Source organism: Shewanella sp. 492 (assembly GCF_059338445.1).
The window spans coordinates 3,886,913-3,909,880 of record NZ_CM181702.1; the positions used below are offsets into that span (position 1 = coordinate 3,886,913).

General features: G+C 48.1%; 25 protein-coding genes. 6 read left to right on the top strand and 19 right to left on the bottom strand.

Annotated features, from left to right (window positions below):
- The first annotated feature begins 160 nt into the window (after positions 1 to 160).
- The 5 genes from AC5YBX_RS17090 to hemN all read left to right on the top strand — a co-directional run bounded on the left by AC5YBX_RS17090 (position 161) and on the right by hemN (position 4,853).
- Positions 161 to 781, top strand: coding sequence for a c-type cytochrome (locus AC5YBX_RS17090; protein WP_494520543.1), 621 nt, complete (start codon positions 161 to 163; stop codon positions 779 to 781).
- Positions 782 to 1,498: 717 nt separating this feature from the next.
- Entirely contained in the window at positions 1,499 to 2,167 is a 669-nt protein-coding gene (locus tag AC5YBX_RS17095) for a methyltransferase domain-containing protein (RefSeq protein WP_494520542.1), read from the top strand.
- 47 nt (positions 2,168 to 2,214) lie between these two features.
- Complete coding sequence (gene yihI, locus AC5YBX_RS17100) at positions 2,215 to 2,748, top strand: Der GTPase-activating protein YihI (protein WP_475515272.1); 534 nt, start codon at positions 2,215 to 2,217, stop codon at positions 2,746 to 2,748.
- Between the two features lie 84 nt (positions 2,749 to 2,832).
- Entirely contained in the window at positions 2,833 to 3,300 is a 468-nt protein-coding gene (locus tag AC5YBX_RS17105; RefSeq protein WP_494520541.1) for a DUF2489 domain-containing protein, read from the top strand.
- A 176-nt stretch (positions 3,301 to 3,476) separates the two neighbouring features.
- Positions 3,477 to 4,853 (top strand): oxygen-independent coproporphyrinogen III oxidase, encoded by a 1,377-nt coding sequence (gene hemN / locus AC5YBX_RS17110; RefSeq protein WP_110458411.1) that lies wholly within the window; start codon positions 3,477 to 3,479, stop codon positions 4,851 to 4,853.
- 88 nt (positions 4,854 to 4,941) lie between these two features.
- Here the strand turns inward: hemN and add are convergent, their stop codons facing one another.
- A complete protein-coding gene (gene add, locus AC5YBX_RS17115; protein ID WP_494520540.1) occupies positions 4,942 to 5,937 on the bottom strand; it encodes an adenosine deaminase in 996 nt (331 codons plus the stop codon).
- Positions 5,938 to 6,210: 273 nt separating this feature from the next.
- Here add and AC5YBX_RS17120 point away from each other — a divergent pair, with 273 nt between their 5' ends.
- The gene (locus AC5YBX_RS17120) at positions 6,211 to 8,013 is read left to right on the top strand and encodes a DUF885 domain-containing protein (RefSeq protein ID WP_494520539.1); all 1,803 of its coding nucleotides are present in this window, start codon (positions 6,211 to 6,213) and stop codon (positions 8,011 to 8,013) included.
- 64 nt (positions 8,014 to 8,077) lie between these two features.
- Here the strand turns inward: AC5YBX_RS17120 and AC5YBX_RS17125 are convergent, their stop codons facing one another.
- From AC5YBX_RS17125 to flgG, 18 genes are all read right to left on the bottom strand, one after another.
- Positions 8,078 to 8,365, bottom strand: coding sequence for a hypothetical protein (locus AC5YBX_RS17125; protein WP_494520538.1), 288 nt, complete (start codon positions 8,363 to 8,365; stop codon positions 8,078 to 8,080).
- Positions 8,366 to 8,373: 8 nt separating this feature from the next.
- Positions 8,374 to 8,820 carry a PilZ domain-containing protein gene (locus AC5YBX_RS17130; protein ID WP_494520537.1) on the bottom strand — a complete coding sequence of 149 codons (447 nt, stop codon included), beginning with the start codon at positions 8,818 to 8,820 and terminating at the stop codon, positions 8,374 to 8,376.
- 19 nt (positions 8,821 to 8,839) lie between these two features.
- Entirely contained in the window at positions 8,840 to 9,832 is a 993-nt protein-coding gene (locus tag AC5YBX_RS17135) for a flagellar motor protein MotB (protein ID WP_494520536.1), read from the bottom strand.
- Positions 9,832 to 10,689 carry a flagellar motor stator protein MotA gene (motA, locus tag AC5YBX_RS17140; RefSeq protein ID WP_494520535.1) on the bottom strand — a complete coding sequence of 286 codons (858 nt, stop codon included), beginning with the start codon at positions 10,687 to 10,689 and terminating at the stop codon, positions 9,832 to 9,834. The genes AC5YBX_RS17135 and motA overlap by 1 nt, the downstream gene beginning before the upstream one ends.
- Positions 10,690 to 10,716: 27 nt before the next feature.
- Complete coding sequence (locus tag AC5YBX_RS17145) at positions 10,717 to 11,430, bottom strand: RNA polymerase sigma factor FliA (RefSeq protein ID WP_494520534.1); 714 nt, start codon at positions 11,428 to 11,430, stop codon at positions 10,717 to 10,719.
- A gap of 10 nt (positions 11,431 to 11,440) precedes the next feature.
- Entirely contained in the window at positions 11,441 to 11,899 is a 459-nt protein-coding gene (locus AC5YBX_RS17150; protein WP_494524135.1) for a flagellar basal body-associated FliL family protein, read from the bottom strand.
- A gap of 15 nt (positions 11,900 to 11,914) precedes the next feature.
- A complete protein-coding gene (locus tag AC5YBX_RS17155; RefSeq protein WP_494524136.1) occupies positions 11,915 to 13,192 on the bottom strand; it encodes a flagellar hook-length control protein FliK in 1,278 nt (425 codons plus the stop codon).
- Positions 13,182 to 13,508, bottom strand: coding sequence for a hypothetical protein (locus tag AC5YBX_RS17160; protein WP_494524137.1), 327 nt, complete (start codon positions 13,506 to 13,508; stop codon positions 13,182 to 13,184). Before AC5YBX_RS17160 ends, AC5YBX_RS17155 begins: the two co-directional genes overlap by 11 nt.
- The gene (gene fliS / locus AC5YBX_RS17165; RefSeq protein WP_494520530.1) at positions 13,477 to 13,857 is read right to left on the bottom strand and encodes a flagellar export chaperone FliS; all 381 of its coding nucleotides are present in this window, start codon (positions 13,855 to 13,857) and stop codon (positions 13,477 to 13,479) included. Before fliS ends, AC5YBX_RS17160 begins: the two co-directional genes overlap by 32 nt.
- Before the next feature lie 16 nt (positions 13,858 to 13,873).
- Positions 13,874 to 15,223: a flagellar filament capping protein FliD gene (gene fliD / locus AC5YBX_RS17170; RefSeq protein WP_494524138.1), complete on the bottom strand. Its 1,350-nt coding sequence runs from the start codon at positions 15,221 to 15,223 to the stop codon at positions 13,874 to 13,876.
- A 296-nt stretch (positions 15,224 to 15,519) separates the two neighbouring features.
- On the bottom strand, positions 15,520 to 16,320 hold the full coding sequence (locus tag AC5YBX_RS17175) for a flagellin N-terminal helical domain-containing protein (RefSeq protein WP_494524139.1): 801 nt from the start codon (positions 16,318 to 16,320) through the stop codon (positions 15,520 to 15,522).
- Between the two features lie 316 nt (positions 16,321 to 16,636).
- The gene (locus tag AC5YBX_RS17180; RefSeq protein ID WP_494524140.1) at positions 16,637 to 17,647 is read right to left on the bottom strand and encodes a hypothetical protein; all 1,011 of its coding nucleotides are present in this window, start codon (positions 17,645 to 17,647) and stop codon (positions 16,637 to 16,639) included.
- 12 nt (positions 17,648 to 17,659) lie between these two features.
- Positions 17,660 to 18,565, bottom strand: coding sequence for a flagellar hook-associated protein FlgL (gene flgL / locus AC5YBX_RS17185; protein ID WP_494524141.1), 906 nt, complete (start codon positions 18,563 to 18,565; stop codon positions 17,660 to 17,662).
- A 23-nt stretch (positions 18,566 to 18,588) separates the two neighbouring features.
- Complete coding sequence (gene flgK, locus AC5YBX_RS17190) at positions 18,589 to 19,962, bottom strand: flagellar hook-associated protein FlgK (RefSeq protein WP_494520525.1); 1,374 nt, start codon at positions 19,960 to 19,962, stop codon at positions 18,589 to 18,591.
- Positions 19,959 to 20,363, bottom strand: a complete 405-nt coding sequence (locus AC5YBX_RS17195; protein WP_110458427.1) for a rod-binding protein — start codon at positions 20,361 to 20,363, stop codon at positions 19,959 to 19,961. The genes flgK and AC5YBX_RS17195 overlap by 4 nt, the downstream gene beginning before the upstream one ends.
- Positions 20,363 to 21,478 (bottom strand): flagellar basal body P-ring protein FlgI, encoded by a 1,116-nt coding sequence (locus AC5YBX_RS17200; RefSeq protein ID WP_475515287.1) that lies wholly within the window; start codon positions 21,476 to 21,478, stop codon positions 20,363 to 20,365. Before AC5YBX_RS17200 ends, AC5YBX_RS17195 begins: the two co-directional genes overlap by 1 nt.
- A gap of 15 nt (positions 21,479 to 21,493) precedes the next feature.
- Entirely contained in the window at positions 21,494 to 22,168 is a 675-nt protein-coding gene (gene flgH / locus AC5YBX_RS17205; protein WP_475517066.1) for a flagellar basal body L-ring protein FlgH, read from the bottom strand.
- A gap of 9 nt (positions 22,169 to 22,177) precedes the next feature.
- Positions 22,178 to 22,963, bottom strand: a complete 786-nt coding sequence (gene flgG / locus AC5YBX_RS17210; RefSeq protein WP_475515288.1) for a flagellar basal-body rod protein FlgG — start codon at positions 22,961 to 22,963, stop codon at positions 22,178 to 22,180.
- Positions 22,964 to 22,968 lie beyond the last annotated feature (5 nt).

Below are 22,968 nucleotides of genomic sequence, written 5' to 3' on the forward strand. Positions count from 1 at the left end.
CCAAAATTTGTTCATTCTTTAGTTTAAATATCGAAGAGTTGCTTACATTTGCACAATTTCGTGTAAAATATTACTCCGATCACATAAATCATATTTTATCACGCTTGCAGGTCACTCTCGTAAGCTCAGGACAAAAAATTTAACTAAAAGTTGGAACGCCATGAAAAAGCTAGCTATTGCGCTATCAATTTTAGCCACATTATCGACTCCCGCTATTGCAGCAGGTGATGCTGAAGCGGGAAAAACTAAAGCAATCATTTGTTCTGCCTGTCACGGTGTTGATGGTAACAGCATGATAGACATGTACCCTAAAATTGCAGGGCAACAAGAGACTTACCTGAAGAAACAGCTACATGATTTACGTCAAGCGGCTCACACTGGTGGTAAAGAGGGCCGTAACGAGCCACTAATGAGCCCTATGGCAGCAGGATTAAGCGACCAAGATATCGAAGATCTAGCCGCCTACTATGCTTCATTACCACTCACAGTGACTGAAGTAAAAGATGTACCTGAACTGGGTGAGCAACTTTACAAAGGTGGCGATACCGTCCGTGGAATTACCGCTTGTATCGCTTGTCACGGCCCTAACGGTAAAGGCTCTGAAGCAGCAGGTTTTCCAGCAATTGCAGGACAACACGCTAATTACATCAAAATTCAGCTAACTAAGTTCCACGACTCTACTCGTAACAACGACTTAAATGGCATGATGCAAGATGTCGCTAAGAAATTAACTAGCGAAGATATCGAAGCACTAGCAAAATATGTTGCCAGTATTAAGTAATTATTAAGCTTAATGAAAAAGGTGGTTACGATCACCTTTTTTAACCTCAAAAAGCTGACGCTTACGTCAACTGCGCAAATTCGGGCTTGACATAGATCACAGATTTCGGTTTAATTGTGCCCGTACCGAGGTGAACCCAACTGTTTATCCAAAATTTATCTAATAATATTAAACAGATTTCGGTATGTAACATCGCTTAAGATATAAGAATAAAGTGAAACCATAACAATAATAATATTAAGACCACTCACTAATAAAACAATATAGAGTCGCACTTCGAATTTGAAGTCAGGTCATGTTCGATTTTGGTAAGGATTATTGGTTAGGAAGGCCAATTCGCTAATTAGCACTCTCCTTACTCGTTCAGAAATGCTACAACTGAACTCAAGGTTACACCAACAAGGATGGTTGATTTATCATCAAAGATGATGAGCAATATTGTGATGTGTCATTAAGACCATCTACGGAAACTGTTGTCAGGAAGGCGACAGGCTAATAAGAAAGTGTCTGGAAGACCACAAACGATAAAAACTGCATGGATAGCAGACAAAAAATAAGATGGAATCCGACTGGGAAAGTCGCATAGCAAGTAAGGAAACTTGGAGTCAGAATTGAGTACCTAGGGTACTTTTTTGGAAGGCGACAGTCATACTGTCGCCTTTTTTTATGACAAAATGTACACTAAATGGAATCACCTAGAAGAGTCATTCGTTACCGATGCGAAGATGCCCCCTGTGCCATAACGATAATACTACCCCCTTCTATCAAGATAGAAAACGTTGCATACACCGCTGTAAAACCTGCATGTTACTATTTGCCGATGCCAGTTCTCATTTGCCGCCCAAGGCCGAACTCAATAAATACCAAACGGCAACCCAAAAACATAAAGCCACCCGCCAACTAATATTGAGCCTCGTCGGCCAAATCGAACAAGAGACCACAAGCCCCTTAACCGGACTTAATTTTGGCCGTATCGTTATGCCTGCACTTATCGATGAGTTAGCCATTAATGGCCACCAACTGTATCAATACGACCCTTTTTTCGCACCACAACATAAAGTGCTAAAACAGCAATATGACTTTATCTGTTGTTATAAAGTATTTGAACACTTTCGCTTCCCAAATAGAGAGTGGCGTTTACTCTGTTCATTGCTAAAACCGGGCGGATGGATGGCGATAAATACGCAATTGATCACCGAGTTAACTGGCTTTTCCAAATGGCACCATAAGAATAATTTAACCCACGTCAGTTTTTATCAGCAGGCCACCTTCCAATATCTAGCATACCAAGCTGAATTTAAGCTATTATTCGCGTCAAACGATCTCATTTTGGTGCAAAAACCACCAAAATCTGATATAACACGCGACCCAAGTTCTCTTGTCTAATTTGATTAGATAAGTTCACGATATTTTTTGTAGTTGAGATTATTGCTATGTCCCGTAACAAATCGCGCAAAATCAATGAAAATGCGCCTAAGAAACAGCCACGAACGAAAAAGCAAGACCGTGTAGTTGCCGGCAAAAAGCAAAATTCGGGCAACAAACCGGGCAGCCGTCATGACGAAAAGCAGATCCAGCAAACACAATCGGGAGCGGCGAGAGCCAAAGATCCTCGTCACGGCAGTAAGAAGCCTGTGGCCTTAAATCTACCAACCGTTAAACCGGTAGAGAAAAAGCCTGCGGCTCCTAAAATGAGTGATGAGCAGAAGCTACTTAAATTAGAAGATGATCCGCGTCTAAATTCGCTACTCGACATGCTAGAAGAGGGCAAAACATTAACCGCAGCCGATCAGAGCTGGCTTGAAAAACAGCTGACTGAAATCGAACGTTTAATGGAGCGTCTCGGGATCAATGAAGAAGATGATTTAGAGCACGTAATGAAAACCACAGCAACGTCTGATGATGATTTGCTGGAGAAGTTTGAGTCTGGCGCTGATCTACTAAAAGACTACCAACGTAAAGACTAATGCACTCGCATGAGGACTTAATGGCATCGAATTCGATGCCATTTCTATATCTACTCCCCTAACACAGCTTATTTGGACCTGATTATGACGACTTCACTTATGATTATCGGTGCCTTAATTATTATTGGGCTTGCAGGCTACGCCGCCCACCTACTGATAAAATTAAAGCAGCAGACTCGGCAACAGCAAGCACAACAGGCCGCTCAGCAACAAGCGGTCGAGGCTCGAGAGCAAGAGCTGCTCGGCAATATTCATTATATTGCTGCCGCGATGCTAGAGGAGCGCTGTGAACTGTCTGAGGGAGTCATGCGTATCGGCAAACTATTTGGTATTTTGGGTCAAACAGAACAAGCCACCAGCCGTTACCCAGCCTTGTTCGCCCATTTCGAAGTGATTGAGCAGCACCCGATCATGGAGCAACGTAAAGCACTCAGTAAACAGCAGCGCATGAAACTCGACTTAGTCAGAATGAAATCAGAGGCGGCACTCGAGGCCGATATCAATCAAGAAACACAGCAACTGGTTAAAGATTACGCCCCTATCCAAAAATAGCGGCGTGAGTCGGCGCACAAATTTCACCTCGCACCACAGACATTTGGTCTAAATTCAAGGATATTCATCGGCTACTATTACTTGCAGTGTTAATTTGCAACAGAGATCAATGTTATTAATCTGATAACATTGCATACTTCGCTTGTTGCTAATTTACCACCTTCGGAGGACACGCCTTGAAGCAGCCCACCCAAATTAATTGGGATCAGTCAATGATCGAAAAGTATAATTACAGCGGTCCCCGTTACACCTCTTATCCGACCGCACTCGAGTTTGATGACTCTTTTACTGAAAACGATCTGCTGACTTCAATCAAGAACAGTAAAAGCGATAAGTTGTCGCTTTATCTGCACATCCCTTTTTGCGCTAAGCTTTGCTATTACTGTGGCTGCAACAAGGTGATCACTCGTCATCAGCACAAAGCTGACCAATATATTGAATATTTAGCGGCCGAAATTGTTAAGCGTGCGCCCCTGTTTAAAGACTACCTAGTAACACAAATTCACTGGGGCGGCGGAACTCCCACTTTCCTTAATCCTGAGCAGATCCTTAGACTCTCTTCGCTACTGCGCGAGCATTTTAATATTGCCGATGAAGGTGAGTATTCAATCGAAGTCGATCCTCGGGAAATTGAGCTATCTATGCTCGATACCCTCAAAGAAGCTGGATTTAACCGTATTTCGATTGGCGTGCAAGACTTCAACAAAAAAGTACAGGTCGCGGTTAATCGTGAACAAGATGAACAGTTTATCTTTGACCTTATGGCCAAAGCTAAAGCGATGGGCTTTGTATCGACCAATATCGATTTAATCTATGGTCTGCCACACCAAACACCAGAAACCTTTGCAGAAACCATGCAGCGGGTCTTAGACTTATCGCCCGATCGCCTATCTGTGTTTAACTATGCGCACCTGCCAGCACGCTTTGCTGCGCAGCGTAAAATTAAGGATGAAGATTTAGCCTCTCCGCAGCAAAAGCTAGAGATGCTACATCAGACCATCGAAACCCTCACAGGCGCTGGCTATCAGTATATTGGTATGGACCACTTTGCCAAACCTGACGATGAGCTATCTATCCTGCAAAATGAAGGTCGACTGCATCGTAATTTCCAAGGCTACACGACTCAAGAAGAGTGCGACCTACTGGGTTTAGGCGTGTCATCCATTAGCCAGATTGGCGATTGTTACGCACAAAACCAAAAAGACATTCGTCCTTATTATGAGTCTGTCGACGCCGTAGGCCATGCATTATGGAAAGGCTGTAAGCTTAACCGTGATGATGAGATCCGCCGCGTAGTGATTAAACAGCTCATCTGTCACTTTGATCTGGATATGGCCAAGATTGACCAGCAACTTGGAATTAATTTCGAAGAGTATTTTGCAGAAGATCTTAAGCTGCTACAAACCTTTGTTGACGATAAACTGGTCGATATCACCGACAGAAAGATCACCGTTAGCAATACAGGCCGCCTGCTTATTCGTAACATCTGCATCTGTTTCGATGTTTACTATCGCGATAAGGCACGTCAGCAACAGTTCTCACGTGTGATCTAATCGCTGCAGTTAACCGCTAGCGATAATGACCGTCCATTAAAAAGCCGATGATAATTCATCGGCTTTTTTGTTTATCACGCTCAGGTCATTACGCTTTGGCGGCGTATAACGCTTTGCGTTCGCTGTCAGATAAAAAGGCCATCTCCACGCCATTGCGTTGCAATAACGCTAACTCGGCATCGGTTAAGCCCATTTCAGCCTTCACCACCCGATATTCATGCTCAATATCGATAGCGCTCACACCTGGGTCGTCAGTATTCAGCCCAATCAACACCCCTGCATCCATGAAGGTGCGCAGCGGATGCTGTTGATAATTAGCAACCGTCGATGTGTGCAAGTTACTGGTTGGGCAAGACTCGATACCTATCTTGTGTTTAGCTAGGTATTCCATCAACTTAGGATCATGCACCGCATTAACACCATGGCCAATACGAGTCGCACCTAACTCCAAAATCGCCTGCCACATGCTTTCGGCGCCAGCCGCTTCACCAGCGTGAGCCGTAACGGCAAGGCCCGCATCACGCACCTTATTAAAATGGCTGTTAAACAGTGCACCAGGGAAACCGAGTTCATCCCCAGCCAAGTCCATCGCCACTAAGTGCTGTTTATGGGCCAGCAGCGCGTCGAGCTCCAGCATACAGGCTTGCTGGCCAAATGAGCGCGACATAATACCAATCAAATTAATCTTCACGTCATGCTCTTTTACACCGGCATTGACACCGTCGATCACCGCTTCGACAACCCCTTCGAGCGGTAATTGGTGGTTCATCGCCATGTAATATGGGCTAAAACGCAACTCAGCATAATCTAAGCCTGACACGGCTGCATCAACCACGTTTTCATAAGCTACGCGTTTAACGGCATCAAGATCGGCAAGCACGGCCACCATCCAATCGAGCTTCTTTAAAAACGCGACCAGACTCGACTCTTTACCTTGAATTTGTACAAAAGGCGCTAACCCTTCCAATGTATCGGATGGCAACGCAATGTGATGTTGATGACCAAGCTCCCAAATCGTATTAACCCTGACGTTGCCATCAAGGTGACGATGAAGGTCCACCAACGGAATGGATGTATCAATCATATTTAACCCCTATGTAAACCCCTCAGCCAATATTATTTTTTATCTGGTCTGAAGTTGTCAGCACTATAACACGCATTATTTAATCGACTGTACGACTTAATTCAGCTATCGCACCTTCATAGCGCCACTTGCTAGTTGGCGGATAATGAAGCGTAAGCCACACCGATGACAAGCAACACACAGCCGTGCATAATGTTTCACCTACGACTCACACCGATGAGTTAACAGCACAAATAACAACCATAAATAATAGCTATAAATGGAAGGATTCCCATGTACTCTCGCCTCGCCCCGTGTCTCTTACTTGTTAGTCTCAGCGCCTGCCAATTACAGCCATCGGCTCCAGCAACGTCATCATCAGCGGCAGATCCCATTAGCGTAAGCGCCACTAAAAATGCAACCTCGCAGGAGTTACAATCGGTTATCGATGACGCATGGCAAGTTCGCTTAGACTTTGATCCTGAACTGGCTTACGCATTAGGTGATAGCGCCGCAGCAGGCAAACTGGTTAACTTGTCGCCGCAAGCGTTAGCTTTGCAGGCTCAACGGCAACAAGCCTTGCTCACACGCTTACAGCAACTCGACAGCGCCATGCTTACTAAAGATGAGCAGATCAACGACCAAATTTTGCAGTATCAGCTGCAAAACAGTGTCGACATGTACCGCTATCATGATCACTACCTGCCTATTTCAGCAGAAAGCGGTTTTCATGCTTATATCGCTTCGATAGCCAAAGGACGCTTTACTCAAGCGCAAGATTACCAAGATTACCTAGCTAAATTGCAGGCTCTGCCAAACTACTTTGCCCAGCAAACCTATTGGTTAAAACAGGGATTAGCCGCAGGTATCACTCCGGCAAAAGTCGTGTTAACTGGTTTTGAAGACAGCATCAGCGCGTTTATCATTCCGGCTGAACAAAGTGGCTACTTCAAGCCCTTTACTCAATATCCGGCCCACTTTAGCCCACAACAACAAGCGCAGCTCACAGCCCAAGGGCTCGAGTTGATCCGCAGTTCAGTATTACCCGCCTATCGCGCTTATTTCGACTTTATGACCCAAGAGTATATTCCCGGTGCCCGCAGCAGCATCGCCGCCAGCGACCTGCCCAATGGCAAAGACTTTTATGAAAACCGCGTGCGTTACTATACCACCTTACCCATGACTGCCGATGAAGTGCACCAGCTTGGCCTTAAAGAGGTCAAACGGATCCGCGCAGAGATGCAAACCATCATCGATGATATCGGCTTTGAGGGGGACTTTGACGCTTTTTTGCATTTCCTGCGCACCGATCCGCAGTTTTACCCCCAAACCGCCGAGGAGCTGCTAAAAGAAGCCGCTTATATTGCTAAGCAAGCCGATGCCATATTGCCACGTTATTTTGGCCAATTACCCAGAATGCCTTACGGCATTCAACAGGTGCCTGCCGAAATTGCGCCTAAGTACACCACAGGACGATACTCGGGTTCGAGTCGAGACGACGAGCCCGGTTACTACTGGGTTAACACCTACGCCTTAGACAAGCGCCCCCTATATGAGATGGAAGCTTTAACCTTGCATGAAGCTGTGCCGGGACATCATTTACAGATCTCGCTCAATCAAGAGCTCACATCCTTACCCAATTTCCGCCGTTACAGCTATATTTCAGCCTTTGGCGAGGGGTGGGGATTGTATGCTGAGTTTTTAGGTCTAGAGGCAGGCTTTTATCAAGATCCCTACAGTAACTTTGGCCGCTTAACCTATGAGATGTGGCGCGCGGCGCGTCTGGTGGTCGACACAGGCATGCACGCCAAGGGTTGGTCTCGCCAGCAAGCCCTCGACTTTATGGCCAGCAACACCGCACTGTCGATGCACAATGTCACTACGGAGATCGACCGTTACATCTCATGGCCTGGGCAGGCACTGTCGTACAAGGTAGGGGAACTGACCATAAAACGCTTACGCCATCAGGCCGAGACGGCGCTCGGACAAGACTTCGATATCCGCGCATTTCACGATGCCATTTTAGCCAACGGTTCGGTACCCATGTCGGTACTCGAGGCACAAATAGAGGACTTTATTGCGGCGCAAAAAGGCTAATTGAGAATAGGAGGGTGAGCCTGTTTCTGGCTCACCTTCATGGATTAACTTAAGCAGCACAGGGTTAAATAAAAAAGAAAAAATACACCACTAAGAGAAACGAGACGATGGCACCGATGATCACCGGATAGATCATGTAAGCGTCATTGGCGCGCCTAGCCCGAATACGGCATAAGTTGGTTAAAAATAGGCTGTAGACAAACAACATCACCGAAATAATAGCGCCATAGCTAAAACTGAGCGACTGCATTTTTAACGCCGTAATAATCAACAACACCCAGTCGAGTAGGATTAAATAAAGAAAAAACTTCTGTAACTTATTGGTACCTACACGCTTAAAAGATGTTGTCATGCTTACCTCTAATTTACAGAACGACGTTTAAGTTGCTGCAGTAGCGATAACAGCTGCATATTATCGGCTTCGACCCAACGAGCCCCCCAGAACCGAAGCCGCCCCTTTACTTGGTGAGTGCGAGTGATTTCACATAGCAGCCGCTGCTGCTCAAATTGAATATAGAGTTGCTGCCCGATAGCCAAATTCATGCTCGCCAATAGCCCCACACCACTTAAACTAAAGTCTTTAATACTGGCTGCGCCTAATGACTTAGCAGTCAACCAACCCGGTTCGAATAGGGTGACGGCGACGCCATCGCAAGCCAAGACGAGCGAAGCGCTCGGGTTTGGCCGCAGACTAAAACGCTTATGCTCGCGGCGATTGTCATGCTCAAGTTCATCAGATATCGGTGAGTCGCTGAACCTATCCTTAGGTATATCGTCAAAATGAACTAAATCTTCGTACTTAATCACACTGTCATCCTTTTGTTTACTACTGGTAGCGGACTCTAGGTTGATTAGCCATTGCTTGCTGCTTGGCCTCTTGTACGTCCACTCCCGCTTCCAATACTTCTGCAGGCACCCCAACCATGTCACGGATCAGCTGTTCGGTCGATGAGGTTAAGATCAACACTTCAATACGGCGATTGGCCGCAGCGGCTGGCTCATCGGCAATATAAGGCACCTGATCGGCCATGCCTGTCACTTGAATCACTTGTTGACGTTTAACGCCGCCATATTCAAGCACTCGCCGCGCGAGCAGTGCCCGTTTACTGGATAATTCCCAGTTGGTGAACACTGTGCCTGCATAAGGAGTCGAATCGGTATGGCCAGAGATCACCATGGCATTGGTGATTTGACCCAATATTGGGCCTAACGCTAACAGTAAGTCTTCAAAATAGGGTTGTATCTTGGCGCTGCCACGGGTAAACATAAACTGGTTAATATTATCGTGGATTAAAATCCGTATTCCTTGTGGCACCAAGGTAATAGCAATATTATCAGCCATTTCAGAGCTTTGCACTACACGATTAAGCTCACGGGCTAACATGGTTAACTGAGCTTGGGTTTCGTACTGCCCAGGTACCATGGCATTGAGCTCTGGGCCCAAACCCGCATTAGGCTCACTTTCTCCCACAGGCACATTATTGTACGCCGCAGGCCCCGCGCGCTCGGCGCCAGTGCCTTGGGTGGGGATCACAGCCTGCTGCACCGCCATCGACCCCTCTAAATCGATCATCGATGAGGCATCACTCATGCTAAACGGGTTCATCGGCCCAGTTTCATTCATCTCACCGCGCAGGTATTGGACTATCATGGTGCGCTCACTTTCGTCAGCAATCTGCATGATCCACAGCACCATAAACAAAGCCATCATCGCCAAGGTAAAGTCGGCAAAGGCCACTTTCCAAGCACCACCATGACCGCCGCCGCGTTTACTCCGCTTACGGCGGTTGATGATGACAGGTTCATTTTTCTGGATCATCAGTTTTTCTGCTCCTCCATCCAGCGCTCAAGCTCGATGAATGATGGGCGGCTTTCACTCTGGATCTGTTTACGACCAGCATCGATAGCCATCATAGGGGGCTTACCTTTAACGAAAGCGCTCAAAATGGCGGCAACACACCGCAGTTGAGCAGACTTACGGTCAACCAGATGCTCCAAAGCTTTTGATAAAGGGTCAAAAAAGCAGTAACAGGCAAAAATACCGATAAAGGTACCGACCAAGGCGGCCGCCACTTTCACACCAATCATGGTGATGGGACCATCGATAGCCGACATGGTAATAATAATCCCCAATACGGCGGCCAAAATACCAAAGCCCGGCATCGCCTCGCCCACTTTATGTAAGGCTTCTGATGGGCGTAACCTGTCCTCTTCGATGCGGTGGATCTCCTCTTCGAGCAGGTGCTCAAGATCATGAGGCGATATTTTACCAATCGACTGGATGCGTAGATTATCGATCAGAAATTGCAACACATCGGGATGCTTTAACACGGCGGGGTACATCAAAAATAGCGAACTGGCCTGCGGATTTTCAATGTGTTCGTCTAACACTTTAAGCCCTTGCATCTGAATTTGAGACATTAAGACCCCCATCAAACCAAACAGTTGCGGGTACAACTCAGGGTCTTCCTGCTCTTTGGTAAACAGCTCTTTAATTTGTTCAGCCATCTCGAGCAATACGGGTTTAGGGTTGGCTATCACAATCGCACCTAGACCCGCACCAAAAATAATCAAAATTTCAGCGGGCTGCCATAAGGATCTCAGTGTGCCACCTGCCCATAAATAGCCGCCAAATACAGAGAACAGGATGATCAGTAACCCAATTAATTTACTCATTATGCTTTACTTACTCCGAATAACGATTTATTGCTGCAGGACGCCTTTCAGCTGTGCTACGGCCAATTTATGCAGCTGACAGATGCGGGTCTCGGTTAACCCCAGCGTCGCGGCAATCTCTTTCAAATTGAGCTCATGTTGATAGTAAAGCGACAGGATTAGCTGTTCTCTTTCATTTAATTTTGCCATGGCTTTGATTAGGGTCTTTTTGAGGATAAATTGGTCGACACTATTGCCACCGGCAATGGGGTCATTACCCAGACTCAACATCTCATCTAGACTCTTCATGGTCTCTGCTTGCGAGGCATAAAGGCGCTCACGGTAGGCTTCCTGACTCAAGCCCATCTCGGCAGCCACTTCCAGATCTTTTGGCTCTCGTCCTAGACGACGGCTCAACGTGCGCACCACATCGTTAAGCTCATGGGCCTGCTGCCTCACCGGACGCGGACGCCAATCTTGACGGCGTAACTCATCCAATATCGCGCCACGTATACGCTGACCAGCAAAAGAGATGAAACCATTGTCATACTCACCAGGGTAGCGCCGAGACGACTCCAGCAGTGCCATCATGCCTATCTGCTCCATATCTTCTATGGCCAACATGGCACCACAATGGCTACGTAACTGAGATACGGCGCGTTTTACCAAAGGCAAATACTGGCGCATTAGCTGCGCTTCACTCATGCGCTGCTGTGGCTCATCGTACACTTGTTGATAGGCTAGCTGACCGTCAGTATTCATTATCGACCCTTTACTGGAGCACCATGCGGGTGAAGAGCACTTCGTCGATATCCGACTGAAAATCATTTTCAGACAATACCTTCACTATCATCACTAAGGCTTCTGACTGTAGGCTTTCGAGTTGATCTCGGTTATTTAACTCTTGAAATGATTTACGTGAAAACATCTTCATCAATGAGTTACGGATCACTGGGTCGGCCTCAAGCAACTCGCTTTCGAGTAGCGGATTACGGCTCTTTACCGTCATCTCAAGTAACATGTAATGGGGATACTTATCGCCTGGAATCGACATGATGAACTTTTCCAATGGATAGTATTTCGCCACCTCTGCCGGCTCTTCTTCAGGCTGTAGATAGGGTTTAGTTAACTCAGGACCTTGCCAACCCAACCATAAAGCACCGCCAGTCCATCCAAGGAACACACAGATAATGGCTAAACTTTTAACTACACTCGATTTCGCTAGTGCCATGTAATTACTCCGGCATTACGCCAATAAATTCAATTGATGCTGGTGCAATTGCGCCGGCACCTCTGTTTCCGTCATAGGTTCAAAATCATGCCCACTGAGACTTGGACTCTTCAAACCTGCACTCTGTTGTTGTCGCTGCTGTTCATTGCCACTGCTACTTTGGCCAATATCTAACTCAATTTGACCGCCATGGTCTTGAGCCAAATCATTGCGTAGCCGCTCAAGTCCGGTTAGTAATGCCTCGCGCACCGCTGGATTAGCCGCATGCATTTGAATATGTAGACGATCGCCATCGAGGCGAATATTGAGCTCAACTTTGCCAAGCTCTGGCGGATCGAGGCGTAATTCGGCGTGTTTAATGCGTTGATCAATCTGAAAACGCAGCTGCTCGCGCATCGGAGTTAACATCTCATGCGCCTGCTGAGCAACACTGGCCTGCGGGCTAACCGACACTGGCCCCCATTGGCTCACATTGGCACCCTGTCGACCCGCTTGCTGCGTGGCCTGACTGGCAATATCCATCGCCTCACTATGACGAAGCTCTGCCATCGCTGGCAACAAACTTGGGTCGCTGCGAAGCGTAGTCACGCCAGTTGCAGGGAAAGCACTGGTGTTTGATGCCAAGGCCATGTTGGCAAGTGGCATAAACTCGGCTCCAGGGCCGCCACCTTTGATCAGCGACGCGGGTAATGCCACGCTGCTATTGTCCGCAGCCGTTACTGCACCAACCTGTATAGGGGTGGCTAAGGTACCAGCAGGGATCTTGATTGCCGTTTTCATGGTGTTGCTCAAGGTCGCCAAGGCATTGGCCTGTGCGGCGCTATCGCTGCCTGCTGCGGCGAATCGCATTGCCATATCGCTGCCGCCGTCAGCCATGGCGGTTGAAAATCCCAACTGCGCCGCATAAGGGCTGGCGGTGGTGACGATACTGGCCAATGGTGCACTCTGTGGTGACAGCAATTCAGGGTTAAGCTGGCCACGGTAGCTCATATTAGCGGGGGCCATATTCACAGAAGTCATGCTAGCTGAACTCATCGCGCCCATAGGCATAGGGCCGCCGCTCAACTCATGAGCTAATGCCTGCTCAAGCATCGCTAAAGCGATGTCAGTTTGCTCACCTTGCGCTGCAGTATCGACTAAAGCTGGCGTATCCTTATCGGCAGGCAATAGGGCAAACTGCGGTATCTCCTCCTGATCTGACGTGTTAGCCGAAGACGTGTTAGCCGTAACGCTCGCCGCTTTACCACTGGCCTCGGCCGCAACGGGTCGCGCCATTATAAAATCAGATATCATCAACAGCTCCGCTGCTTAGGGTTAATTGATAGGCCGCAAGTCCCGGTTGTTGCTGTTTAAAGCGCTTCATCTCTTCGCTGAGTTCATCGCGCGCCGCCTCCAATTCACGCAAAACTTGAGCATGGATCTGTCCAAGATCGGCGCGGGCTTGTCGTTGTGCCTCGCTACTTACCGCACCCGCCTTGGTCAACGCCCTGATAAGGGTGGCATTGACCCGAGTGACATTCTCCCAATCAGCTTGATCTGCATACTGACGTAACGCGACGCCAAAACGCTGCCACTGCTCAATTGAGATTGGCCCATCCTTCTCTAACATTGGTAATAACCTCGGTTACAGGCTGGAGCGCTTCGGCGCTGTTCTCAATACTGGCACTGATTAATTGACGGCTGCAGTAGTCATATAAACGATTTAGGCTGGTGGCCACTTCTCCGCCGTTTTCCAAGTCCAGCATGGAGTCGAGCCCATGAACAATATTGAGACACTTATTGATGCTAATACCCTTAGCCTCATAGCGTTTTCGCTCCATGTGCCCTGCGGCGCGCTCTAACTCTTCAAGCAAACCTTCCAGTAGCATACGAACCATATCGTGGGGATTCGCAGCGGCAACGCGGGCATCTAAAGAGGCTTGCTGATACGCATTAAAGGGATCGTGCTCATTTAACATTTATACTATTTTCCTTTTAAAACAAACCACTGGCTGCACTCAGTTGGTTTATGGTCGCTTCCATGGCCGTAAATTGGGCCAAGTAAATTTGGTAACGTTGCTGCATGTGATAATCGTGACGCTCCATGTTCTCGTTGACTCTGTCTATCTGGCCATCGAGGGTATCTTTCTTCAGATCCATCAAGCCTTGAAAGTCGTTAAAGGGTTTCATCACTGTTTCGAGTCTGTCGACATAACTGCCAGCATCGGTAAACATGGCTTCGATAGCCGATGCATCACCCTTTAGCGCGTCGGTCAACTTAGTTTCATCAACTTTCAACTTGCCGTAGCGGTCTAATTCAATGCCGATATCCGATAAACGCATGCCGTTTGGTGCACTGGCAAATATCGAGTCACGCATCTGGCTTTGCAATTGACGAATAGAAGCGTCCCCTTTCAAGACGCCGATTTGTCCCTCTTTTACCGTAGTGGCTACTTCATCTTCATCGTCTTTATCGGTATTGTTATCTTCCTCAATCACCGAACTGCCCATCGAGCGAGTCAACTGATTGATCTGCTGCAACATGGTGTTAAAGGCTTCAACAAAGTCTTTCACTGCATCTTGGGTACCTTCGAAATCTTCTTCGATTTTAACCCAACTACTTTCGCCAACGGCGTGAGTACTGGTTAACTCTAAGCTGACGCCATCGACCACATTTTCGAGGTAGTTGCTGCTACTGGTAATGTCGATACCATTAAGGCTTAGCTTGGCGTCTTGCGCCGCGCGGCGCTCGGTCAGACCGAAATCAACCCCATCAAGCTCAACGGTTAAACTGTTGGCCACGCCTGATTCGGTCGCCGACATCATTAATTCAACTTGGCCGCCCGTACGCACCAAAGAGGCTTGCATTCCAGGGTTATCTGGGTGCTTATTAATCACATCGCGTAATTGCGCCACCGTCATGGGCGCGCCACCATTAACCGTCGCAAAATCAATCTCTAAGCGCTGGGCAGGATCGCTACCTAGCTGAATACTAAACACACCTGAGGCCGGCAATAACTCATCTTCTGAGGCATAACTCTTGGTTAATTGCTGCGCCTGCGCCAACTGCTCGATATGCAGCTCATAATTTCCCTTAGGGGCATCGGCCGTCACTGTTACGCTGGCTTTGTCGTCACTGACGCTCGAGGTCTTGCCTTTGAAGGCTTCAGTGTCAAAACTACTTAATTTAGCCGTTAGCTTGTCCATGCTTTTTTCAAGCAATTTATAGGCATCTAACTTGGCGTTATAGGTGTTAAGGTTGTTCTTATATAGGGCATCTTTTCCCGCACGCTCAACCATAATCAGCTGTTCGGAAAACTGCGCCGCACTCATACCTGAAATCATGAAAAAATCCTCTTATTGATAACCTTAAAGCAAACCTTGTACCAAGATTTATCTAATTGTTTTTAATATATTTTTAAAAGAAGCGAGATCCTATTAGGTGAGGAGGCTTCCGTTGTTACAACACAAAGGGAAGTAATGCTTCCGCGCCAATGCGCTCAGTGGGTAACAACAATCGATGTGGATAGCTCAAATAGGCGACCGAAACGGGCTGGAGCTGAAATAAGCAGGGGGAGAAAAGTCAATTTAAGAGGATAAAAAAAGGGGCCGCAGCCCCTTGATGGTTAAGGTGCTTACAATTAACGTAATAGACCCATAACCAAACCAGTGTTTTGGTTTGCAGAAGACAGGATAGTGGTACCTGCTTGAACTAACATTTGGTTCTTAGTCATGCTTGCAGATTCAGTCGCGAAATCAGCATCCATAATACGACCAGCAGCAGACTTAGTGTTTTCTGTGATGCTAGTTAAGTTAGCCGCAGTGTGACCTAGACGGTTGATGTTAGCACCTAGCTCAGAACGCGCAACACCCACTTCATCGATATAAGTATCAATCGCTGTAATTGCAGCAGTTGCACCAGCAGTCGTTGTTAAATCACCAGCTAGGGCAGTTGGAGCAGTCATGGTGACAGTTAGCGTTTCAGTAGTACCAGCACCAATTTGGAACTGAACACCACCAGTTAGCTTAGCCATTAGGTCGTTACCCGCGTAAGTGGTTTCACCCATAATACGAGTAGATTCAGTAACCAACTCTTGGAATTCTGCATCAAGTGCCGCCATATCTGTAGTCGAGTTCACGCCGTTGGCTGCTTGAGTGGCCAATTCTTTTTGACGGTTAGCGATGTTAGTCAACTCTTCTAGCGCACCGTCACCAGTTTGTAGCATAGAAGTCGCGTCAGAAATGTTACGATTGGCAGTTTCCATGCCACGGATGTTGGCATTCATACGGTTAGCAATCTGTAGACCTGCAGCATCGTCAGATGCGCTGTTGATACGAAGACCAGTAGATAAACGCTCCATAGCGTTAGTCAGTAGATCGTTGCTCTTAGTAACCGCATTTTGTGAAACCAGTGAAGCGTAGTTAGTATGAACTGAAAGCATGTGTATTCTCCAAGAAATTAAAATGTTTCATCGTGATTCACAATAGATAAGACGGCAGTGCAAAAGAAAACTGAAAATAAAAATCTAAAAATTTTTAAATAAATTGATCTAACCTGTCATTCGAGCATCGATCGCCATAGCCGCTGTGGTGGTTATCAACTCCTCCAAAATAAAAAGATGCTAAGAACACGATACAGAAAAAGCATAACGACACGGCAAGAGTTACCTCATTGTCATGAAAAAGCCGACCCTAGGGTCGGCTTAATATTCTCACTCACTCGTTGAAGTCAATGATTCCAGCAGAAATGTGCACAATTTAACCCAATAGCGCAGTCACTTGATCGCGATTGGCATTGCCCTGCGCCATCAATGACGTCAACTGGTAGACAAAGGGTTGCGGCTGCATAAACTTGTCCAGTAGTTGTAACTCCGTCTGTGGTGGAATGGCCGCCATCGATGTCTGCATCTGGCTCAGTAATGCGGCGTGGGTGGCTAAGATCACCTGGATCTGACTATCGATTTTTTGTTGTGTCTTGGTTACTTTAGCTAAGGTCTGCTTTAAGTTGCTGTCGGCCTTTAAACCCCACTCGCGGGGATCTTGCACACTAAAGCGCTCATCCAAGTGGATATTACGCAACTCGCCAGCGGGCAAGCGTTGCCCCTCGCCCATCATCAGCAAGCCTTCTTGTACCTGTTGCCACACAGAGCTGGGTGCCTTAAACAAACATTCGCCATTGATCCGTTCAACATTAAGCCCTAAAGGGGCGAGTGCATTAGCTAACACCTGATTAAGCTGCTGCCGGTCCAAGCCGGCAGCCAAGGTCACATGTAATGAGCGCTGACCAAGCTGCACCAATATGCGCTCGTCACGTTGCTTCGGCACAGTTAAGTCGACCGAGCGCAACACAAAAGCATGCGTGGCTGCAGGTGTTTGCGATAGCAGGTTAAAATGATGATCGAGTAATAGTTGACCGCGATAAAAGGGCCGAATTTGGCTCAGACGTTGCCGCTCTTGCTCGGCTTTAAATAAGGTCTGCTGACCTATCTCACCAGAGCCTGAGCGGATCACGCTGTACAACTGCTGGCGAATGTGGCTCAACAAGCTTGATGCCTGCTGCAGCGCTTGCAGTGCCACCTGAGAGGCACTCACTTGATGCTGCTCTTTGGTGCTACTGGCCCAGCGACCATAAGAAGCCAGTCGGTGCTTAGGTAGGGCCCGAGTGGGTTGCGGCCCCTGCTGTACAGGGGCGACTGGCGCTGTATGGCTACTGCTAACAGTCTGATTCTGTCGTAACACATTGAGCGAATCACCTATCGCATTAACCATCTAACACACGCCTTATAAATGATTGAACAGGGTTAACTGACTCACCTGAACAAAAGTTTGTTGAGTCACTTTGAGGGCCGTGAGTTTAACATTAAATTCAGCGGTAGCGCTGGCATAATCTAGCTCTTGGGTTTCGCCAATCACCTTTTTATTAAACAGCACCATCTCCTCGTGAGAGGTTTTCATCAACGACAGGCTGTTTTGCTTGCCACCCATATCGGTGATCGCGCTGTTAATACTGTCTAAAGTATCATTAAGCGAGGTTTGCATCGCATCGGCAGCTGTTGCAAAAGCGGCATCGTCTGGCGCAAGCGTGGGGTCTTTGAGCACCGCAATATAATCGGCAGTCTGATTTAGAATGTCTTGGCTGGCGTTAGAGAACAGGAATTGCTCGGCCGTCACGTTGGCCGTCATCCATGATGATCCCGAGGTTTGCACCTCACGCTGGCTATTATCACCTTGATAGACATAACGCCCCGCAGCATCTTGGGTAATAGTCTGCTGCTCGGTGCGATTCCCCGAAAACAGATAATTACCGCCATCATCCTTGGCATTGACGTTATCGACCATCGCCTCGAGTAACTCATCTAGCTCTTGAGCATAGGCACTGCGATCTTCCGGCGATAGGGTCGAATTATTAGTGGCCACGCTGATTTCACGCATCCGTTGTTGCAACTCAACCATGCCCGACAGATAAGTCTCTGAGCGGCCTAAGCTGGTGCTCAGCGAATCGATATTTTTAACATACTGCTCCATCGAGGCTAAATCGCGTTCATTAGCCATAACGCGCACCGCACCAATAGGGTCGTCTGAGGGACGCAATATCGACATTCCCGTCGATAACATCTGGTTCAAGCGGGCCAAATCTATGGTGGTATTTTGCAGACTGTGAATATTGTTAGTGTACAAATTTTGCATTGTCACGCGCATTTTCGGCCCCCTTAAAAGCTGCTTAGCATGGTTTGAAACAGCTGATCGGCTGTCGATATCACTTTGGCATTAGCCATATAAGACTGCTGATAAATGATCAAGTTAACCCCCTCTTCATCAGGGTTAACACCACTGGTGCTGGCCCACTGAGACTGCGCATCTTTTTGTAACTCGACACTGGTCTTGGCATTGGCAATGGCTTGACGCGACGCCGAGCCTAACTGACCCACTTTGCTGCTAAAGGATTCGGAGAAACTGGTACTCACACCTAAACTAGTAAAGGCCAAATCTTTGTTTGCTAAGGCCACCAGCGCTTTTAGGTTGCTGTTGTCACCTTGGGTACCATCGGTACCAAAAGCCAACTCTTCCGCGGTAAAGCCATTGGTCACCTGTAGGCTGCCAGCGGGGTTGCCCGGCTGAAAACTAAATAGGTTTTGAGTTGGCGCAGCACCATTTAAGTCGGTACCGCCTGCCAACACAGCATTAAACTCATCGGCCAATTTAACGGCTAATTCATCAAGGTACGCTTGCGAGCTGGCTAATTCATTATCGCGATAATCGAGTAACGCGCCCATGCTGCCGCCGGCCGAGGCTTCAAGGGTAAAATGGCTTTGACCAAAATTGATGTCTACATTACTGACCAACGGATTGGCCGGATCGGGCACAACTGACAATTTAGCCACGGTATTGCCCGACAACAAAGGTTCACCACGTGCTAGCGAGATGTTCACCATGCCTTTGTCATCTTCGATAACACGTATATCGACAATGGCTGCTAGCTCATCGATAGCCGCATCACGGCCATCTTGCAATGCGGCTGGCACAGTACCACTGGCGCTGGCGGCCTTAATGTCTTGGTTAAAACGGGCGATGATCTCCAGCTGGGCATTGACCTCTTTGGCCGATGTACCTAACTGACCTGTCACCTGATCGCGCTGAGATACTAAGCTATCGTTGATGCCGTTAATCATCTGGGTTAAGGCTTTCGCCTCGTTTAACACCCCTTGACGATGTGCAACCAGATTAGGCTGCTCCATCGCCGAGTTGAGCGACGCAAATAGCTGATCTAATCCGGCAGAAATATTATTACCTTCGGCGCCAAAGACTTGCTCAGCTTGACCTAAATAACTGCTGCGCACATTATCGAAGCCCACATTACTGGTGGTCTGCCATAGTTGGGCCACTTCATATTGGTCTGAAATGCGCCTAACGCCATCGATAAACACCCCAGCGCCGCCACCATAAGCACCGCCGCCCACAGAGCTGGTCATGACTTGCTGGCGCGAGTAACCCGCCACCATGGCATTGGCCACATTATTAGAGGTTGCATTGAGCGCCGCCATGCTGGCTAACAGCCCAGATTTACCAATGTTTAACATGCTCATTTATTGTCCTTAGCGTGCGGCGGCACAAAAAGTGCGGGCTGCATAGCTGTGGTTGTCATCTGTTGCGGATCATAGGCGACAGGATCGGCGCTCGACTTAAGCGCGCCAGACAATTGTTTAGTCATCACCTCAGACAAGCCCATGCCTTGCATCTGACTCAAACGGCTAGCCAGTTCGGCATCGTGTAGATCGCGATATAAACCATCATTTTTTGACGACAACGGGCTCTCTTCATCGGCCATCGCATCGGAGGCTGAGCGCATCTGCTTTAATACGGTTTGCAAAAACTGCGCTTCAAACTGCTGGCTCACCACTTTAAGGGCTCCCAGCTCGCCATTGCTTTTAATCAGATCGCCAGCATTTAACTGGTTAAGATAACCGTTATTATTTTCAAGTTTCATTAGATCACCACTAACTCAGCTTCTAGGGCGCCAGCTTCATCGAGCGCCTGCAATATGGCCATCAGATCCATAGGCGCAGCACCTAAACTATTAACCGCCTTAACAATCTCTTCGATAGCAATACCCTCTGGCCAGACAAACATGCGGTTATCACCTTGCTCGACCGACACTTGGCTTTCATTGGTCACGACAGTTTCGCCATTATTGTTGCCAAAATAGCCACCATTAGGCTGGCTAACATTTTGCCCTTCAACTATGGTCACCGTTAGGTTGCCATGACTGACAGCCGCCTTGCGCACCACTACATTGCCCCCCATCACAACCGTGCCTGTGCGGCTGTTAAATACGATGCGCGGGCTGCGACGTCCTTGCTCTATCTGTAACTCTTCGAGCATCGACATAAAGGTCACGCGCTCACGGTTCGATTTAGGCGCTTGCACTAAGACTTTGCCGTGGTTTTCCGCTCTTGCCACATTGGGGCCAAATAGCGCATTAACCGCGCGCTCAATATTGCGCGCAGTCTTAAAGCTGGGGTCTTTGAGGTTAAGGATGATATCGGCGTTATCATTAAAGCTACTGCCAATGGCGGCCTCAAGTAAGGCGCCATTGGGAATACTGCCCACGGTAGGCACATTGACGGTGATCGAGGAGCCATTGCGTCCCGATGCCGAAAAGCCACCGACCACTAAGTTACCTTGGGCCACCGCATAAATTTCGCCATCGACGCCGCGCAGTGGCGTCATCAACAGGGTGCCGCCTTGTAAGCTTTTAGCATCACCCAATGATGACACTGTCACATCTATGGTCTGCCCAGGGCTAGACATAGGCGACACGGTAGCGTGCACCGCAACAGCGGCGACGTTTTTCAATTTAGGGTCGCTATTACCATCTATTTGCACGCCAAACTGCTTGAGCATGTTGACCACAGACTGGCTGGTAAATTTCACCTGCGAACGGTCACCGCTGCCATTGAGGCCCACCACTACACCGTAGCCCACCAGCTGGTTGTCACGAATACCTTGTACATCGACGATATCCATCAAATAGCGCGACTGCTCAGCAGCGTTAAGCTGGGCACAGATAAACACTGACAGTAATAAACACAAACGTAGCATGCTAAAAATCCTTGCCTAAAGAGGGAACCATGGGCTGTTGAAATAACGAGAAGCCCAACCCATTGCATTACTGTCGGCAATCGCCCCTTGGCCACCATAAATAATACGTGCATCGGCGATGCGCTGTGACGAGATAGTATTGTCGTTACCAATATCGTCGGTGCGGATAAGTCCTAATAAGCGCAAGTATTCGTCGCCCTGATTGAGCCTGAGCCACTTTTCGCCGCGGATCAGCAGTGCGCCATTGGGCAATACCTTGGCGACGGTTACTGTGATCGAGCCTGATAGCTGGTTTTGCTGGGTGCTTGACCCAGTACCATTAAAACCACGCCCTAAAGACACATCGCCGTCGGCGCCCAGATTATTGGCGCCAATTGAACCACTGGAGCCCGCGGCTAATCCAAAGGACATATCTTGCGCTTTGCTGGTTTTGGTGTCGGCTTTCTTGCTGGAATAGGTTTTTTCATCTAAGGCAACAGTCAATAGATCCCCTTCGCGAAAGGCACGCTTGTCTTTAAACAACGTCAGCATATAACCGGGACGATACAAGCTGCCATCTTTAGCATCTGGCAAACTATAATCTATCTCTGGTGGTGCCCATTCGGCGCCGCCCGGCTTAGTTAACGGCTCTGGTATATGTGAAATACATCCAGATAAAAACAAGGTCATCAGCAAGTAAAACCAACGCATCATACTTCCTTATAACGACTGGTTGAGGAACTTGAGCATATCGTCAGACGCCGATACCACTTTGGCGTTCATCTCATAGGCTCGCTGAGTCGAGATCATCTCGACCATCTCTTCAACTACGTTAACGTTAGCACCTTCCAAGGCGCCCTGACGCAAACCGCCTAACGCTTGGTCGCCAGCCACCCCTTCAACAGCCACACCCGAAGCCGCAGTTTCGCGGTACAGGTTATCGCCGCGTGCTTGTAGGCCCGCTGGGTTGGTGAAGTTGATCAAGGTAATTTGGCCCAGCTCTTGTGGGTCCGCTTGGCCTGCCATTTGTGCGCTCACCAAACCGTCGGTAGCGATGGAAATTGATAACGCATCTTCTGGGATCACTATGTTAGGCACTAACGGTAGCCCCTGAGAGGTCACCATCATCCCTTCGCTGCTGCGATAAAATTGACCATCACGGGTATAGGCTAATTCACCATTAGGCTCTTCCACTTGGAAGAAGCCGTTACCTTCAATGGCTAAATCCAGTTGTTGATTGGTGGTTTGCATATCACCCGTGGTGAAGATTTTTTGTGTCCCGACCACGCGGGTACCGGCACCGAGTTGCAAACCCGATGGCAGTTCGTTCATGGCATCGACTTGACCACCAGGTTGGCGCTGTACTTGATAAAACAGATCGTTAAACGCCACACGGTCACGTTTAAAGCCTGTGGTATTCACGTTCGCCAAGTTGTTGGCGATAGTGGTCATTTTAGTATCTTGTGCCGTCAGGCCGGTTTTACTTACCCATAAAGCTGATTGCATGCTGA

What these genes read in the sequence shown, in the direction of transcription:
- AC5YBX_RS17155 (WP_494524136.1), bottom strand. Translation starts at nt 13,192, where the DNA reads ATGATATCTGATTTTATAATGGCGCGACCCGTTGCGGCCGAGGCCAGT.
- flgG (WP_475515288.1), bottom strand. Translation starts at nt 22,963, where the DNA reads ATGCAATCAGCTTTATGGGTAAGTAAAACCGGCCTGACGGCACAAGAT.
- AC5YBX_RS17090 (WP_494520543.1), top strand. Translation starts at nt 161, where the DNA reads ATGAAAAAGCTAGCTATTGCGCTATCAATTTTAGCCACATTATCGACT.
- motA (WP_494520535.1), bottom strand. Translation starts at nt 10,689, where the DNA reads ATGAGTAAATTAATTGGGTTACTGATCATCCTGTTCTCTGTATTTGGC.
- AC5YBX_RS17095 (WP_494520542.1), top strand. Translation starts at nt 1,499, where the DNA reads ATGCGAAGATGCCCCCTGTGCCATAACGATAATACTACCCCCTTCTAT.
- yihI (WP_475515272.1), top strand. Translation starts at nt 2,215, where the DNA reads ATGTCCCGTAACAAATCGCGCAAAATCAATGAAAATGCGCCTAAGAAA.
- AC5YBX_RS17120 (WP_494520539.1), top strand. Translation starts at nt 6,211, where the DNA reads ATGTACTCTCGCCTCGCCCCGTGTCTCTTACTTGTTAGTCTCAGCGCC.
- AC5YBX_RS17135 (WP_494520536.1), bottom strand. Translation starts at nt 9,832, where the DNA reads ATGATCCAGAAAAATGAACCTGTCATCATCAACCGCCGTAAGCGGAGT.
- AC5YBX_RS17175 (WP_494524139.1), bottom strand. Translation starts at nt 16,320, where the DNA reads ATGCTTTCAGTTCATACTAACTACGCTTCACTGGTTTCACAAAATGCG.
- flgK (WP_494520525.1), bottom strand. Translation starts at nt 19,962, where the DNA reads ATGAGCATGTTAAACATTGGTAAATCTGGGCTGTTAGCCAGCATGGCG.
- AC5YBX_RS17105 (WP_494520541.1), top strand. Translation starts at nt 2,833, where the DNA reads ATGACGACTTCACTTATGATTATCGGTGCCTTAATTATTATTGGGCTT.
- fliS (WP_494520530.1), bottom strand. Translation starts at nt 13,857, where the DNA reads ATGTTAAATGAGCACGATCCCTTTAATGCGTATCAGCAAGCCTCTTTA.
- add (WP_494520540.1), bottom strand. Translation starts at nt 5,937, where the DNA reads ATGATTGATACATCCATTCCGTTGGTGGACCTTCATCGTCACCTTGAT.
- AC5YBX_RS17145 (WP_494520534.1), bottom strand. Translation starts at nt 11,430, where the DNA reads ATGAATACTGACGGTCAGCTAGCCTATCAACAAGTGTACGATGAGCCA.
- fliD (WP_494524138.1), bottom strand. Translation starts at nt 15,223, where the DNA reads ATGATTTCAGGTATGAGTGCGGCGCAGTTTTCCGAACAGCTGATTATG.
- AC5YBX_RS17195 (WP_110458427.1), bottom strand. Translation starts at nt 20,363, where the DNA reads ATGAAACTTGAAAATAATAACGGTTATCTTAACCAGTTAAATGCTGGC.
- AC5YBX_RS17160 (WP_494524137.1), bottom strand. Translation starts at nt 13,508, where the DNA reads ATGTTAGAGAAGGATGGGCCAATCTCAATTGAGCAGTGGCAGCGTTTT.
- AC5YBX_RS17200 (WP_475515287.1), bottom strand. Translation starts at nt 21,478, where the DNA reads ATGCTACGTTTGTGTTTATTACTGTCAGTGTTTATCTGTGCCCAGCTT.
- AC5YBX_RS17150 (WP_494524135.1), bottom strand. Translation starts at nt 11,899, where the DNA reads ATGGCACTAGCGAAATCGAGTGTAGTTAAAAGTTTAGCCATTATCTGT.
- flgL (WP_494524141.1), bottom strand. Translation starts at nt 18,565, where the DNA reads ATGCAAAATTTGTACACTAACAATATTCACAGTCTGCAAAATACCACC.
- AC5YBX_RS17180 (WP_494524140.1), bottom strand. Translation starts at nt 17,647, where the DNA reads ATGGTTAATGCGATAGGTGATTCGCTCAATGTGTTACGACAGAATCAG.
- AC5YBX_RS17125 (WP_494520538.1), bottom strand. Translation starts at nt 8,365, where the DNA reads ATGACAACATCTTTTAAGCGTGTAGGTACCAATAAGTTACAGAAGTTT.
- flgH (WP_475517066.1), bottom strand. Translation starts at nt 22,168, where the DNA reads ATGCGTTGGTTTTACTTGCTGATGACCTTGTTTTTATCTGGATGTATT.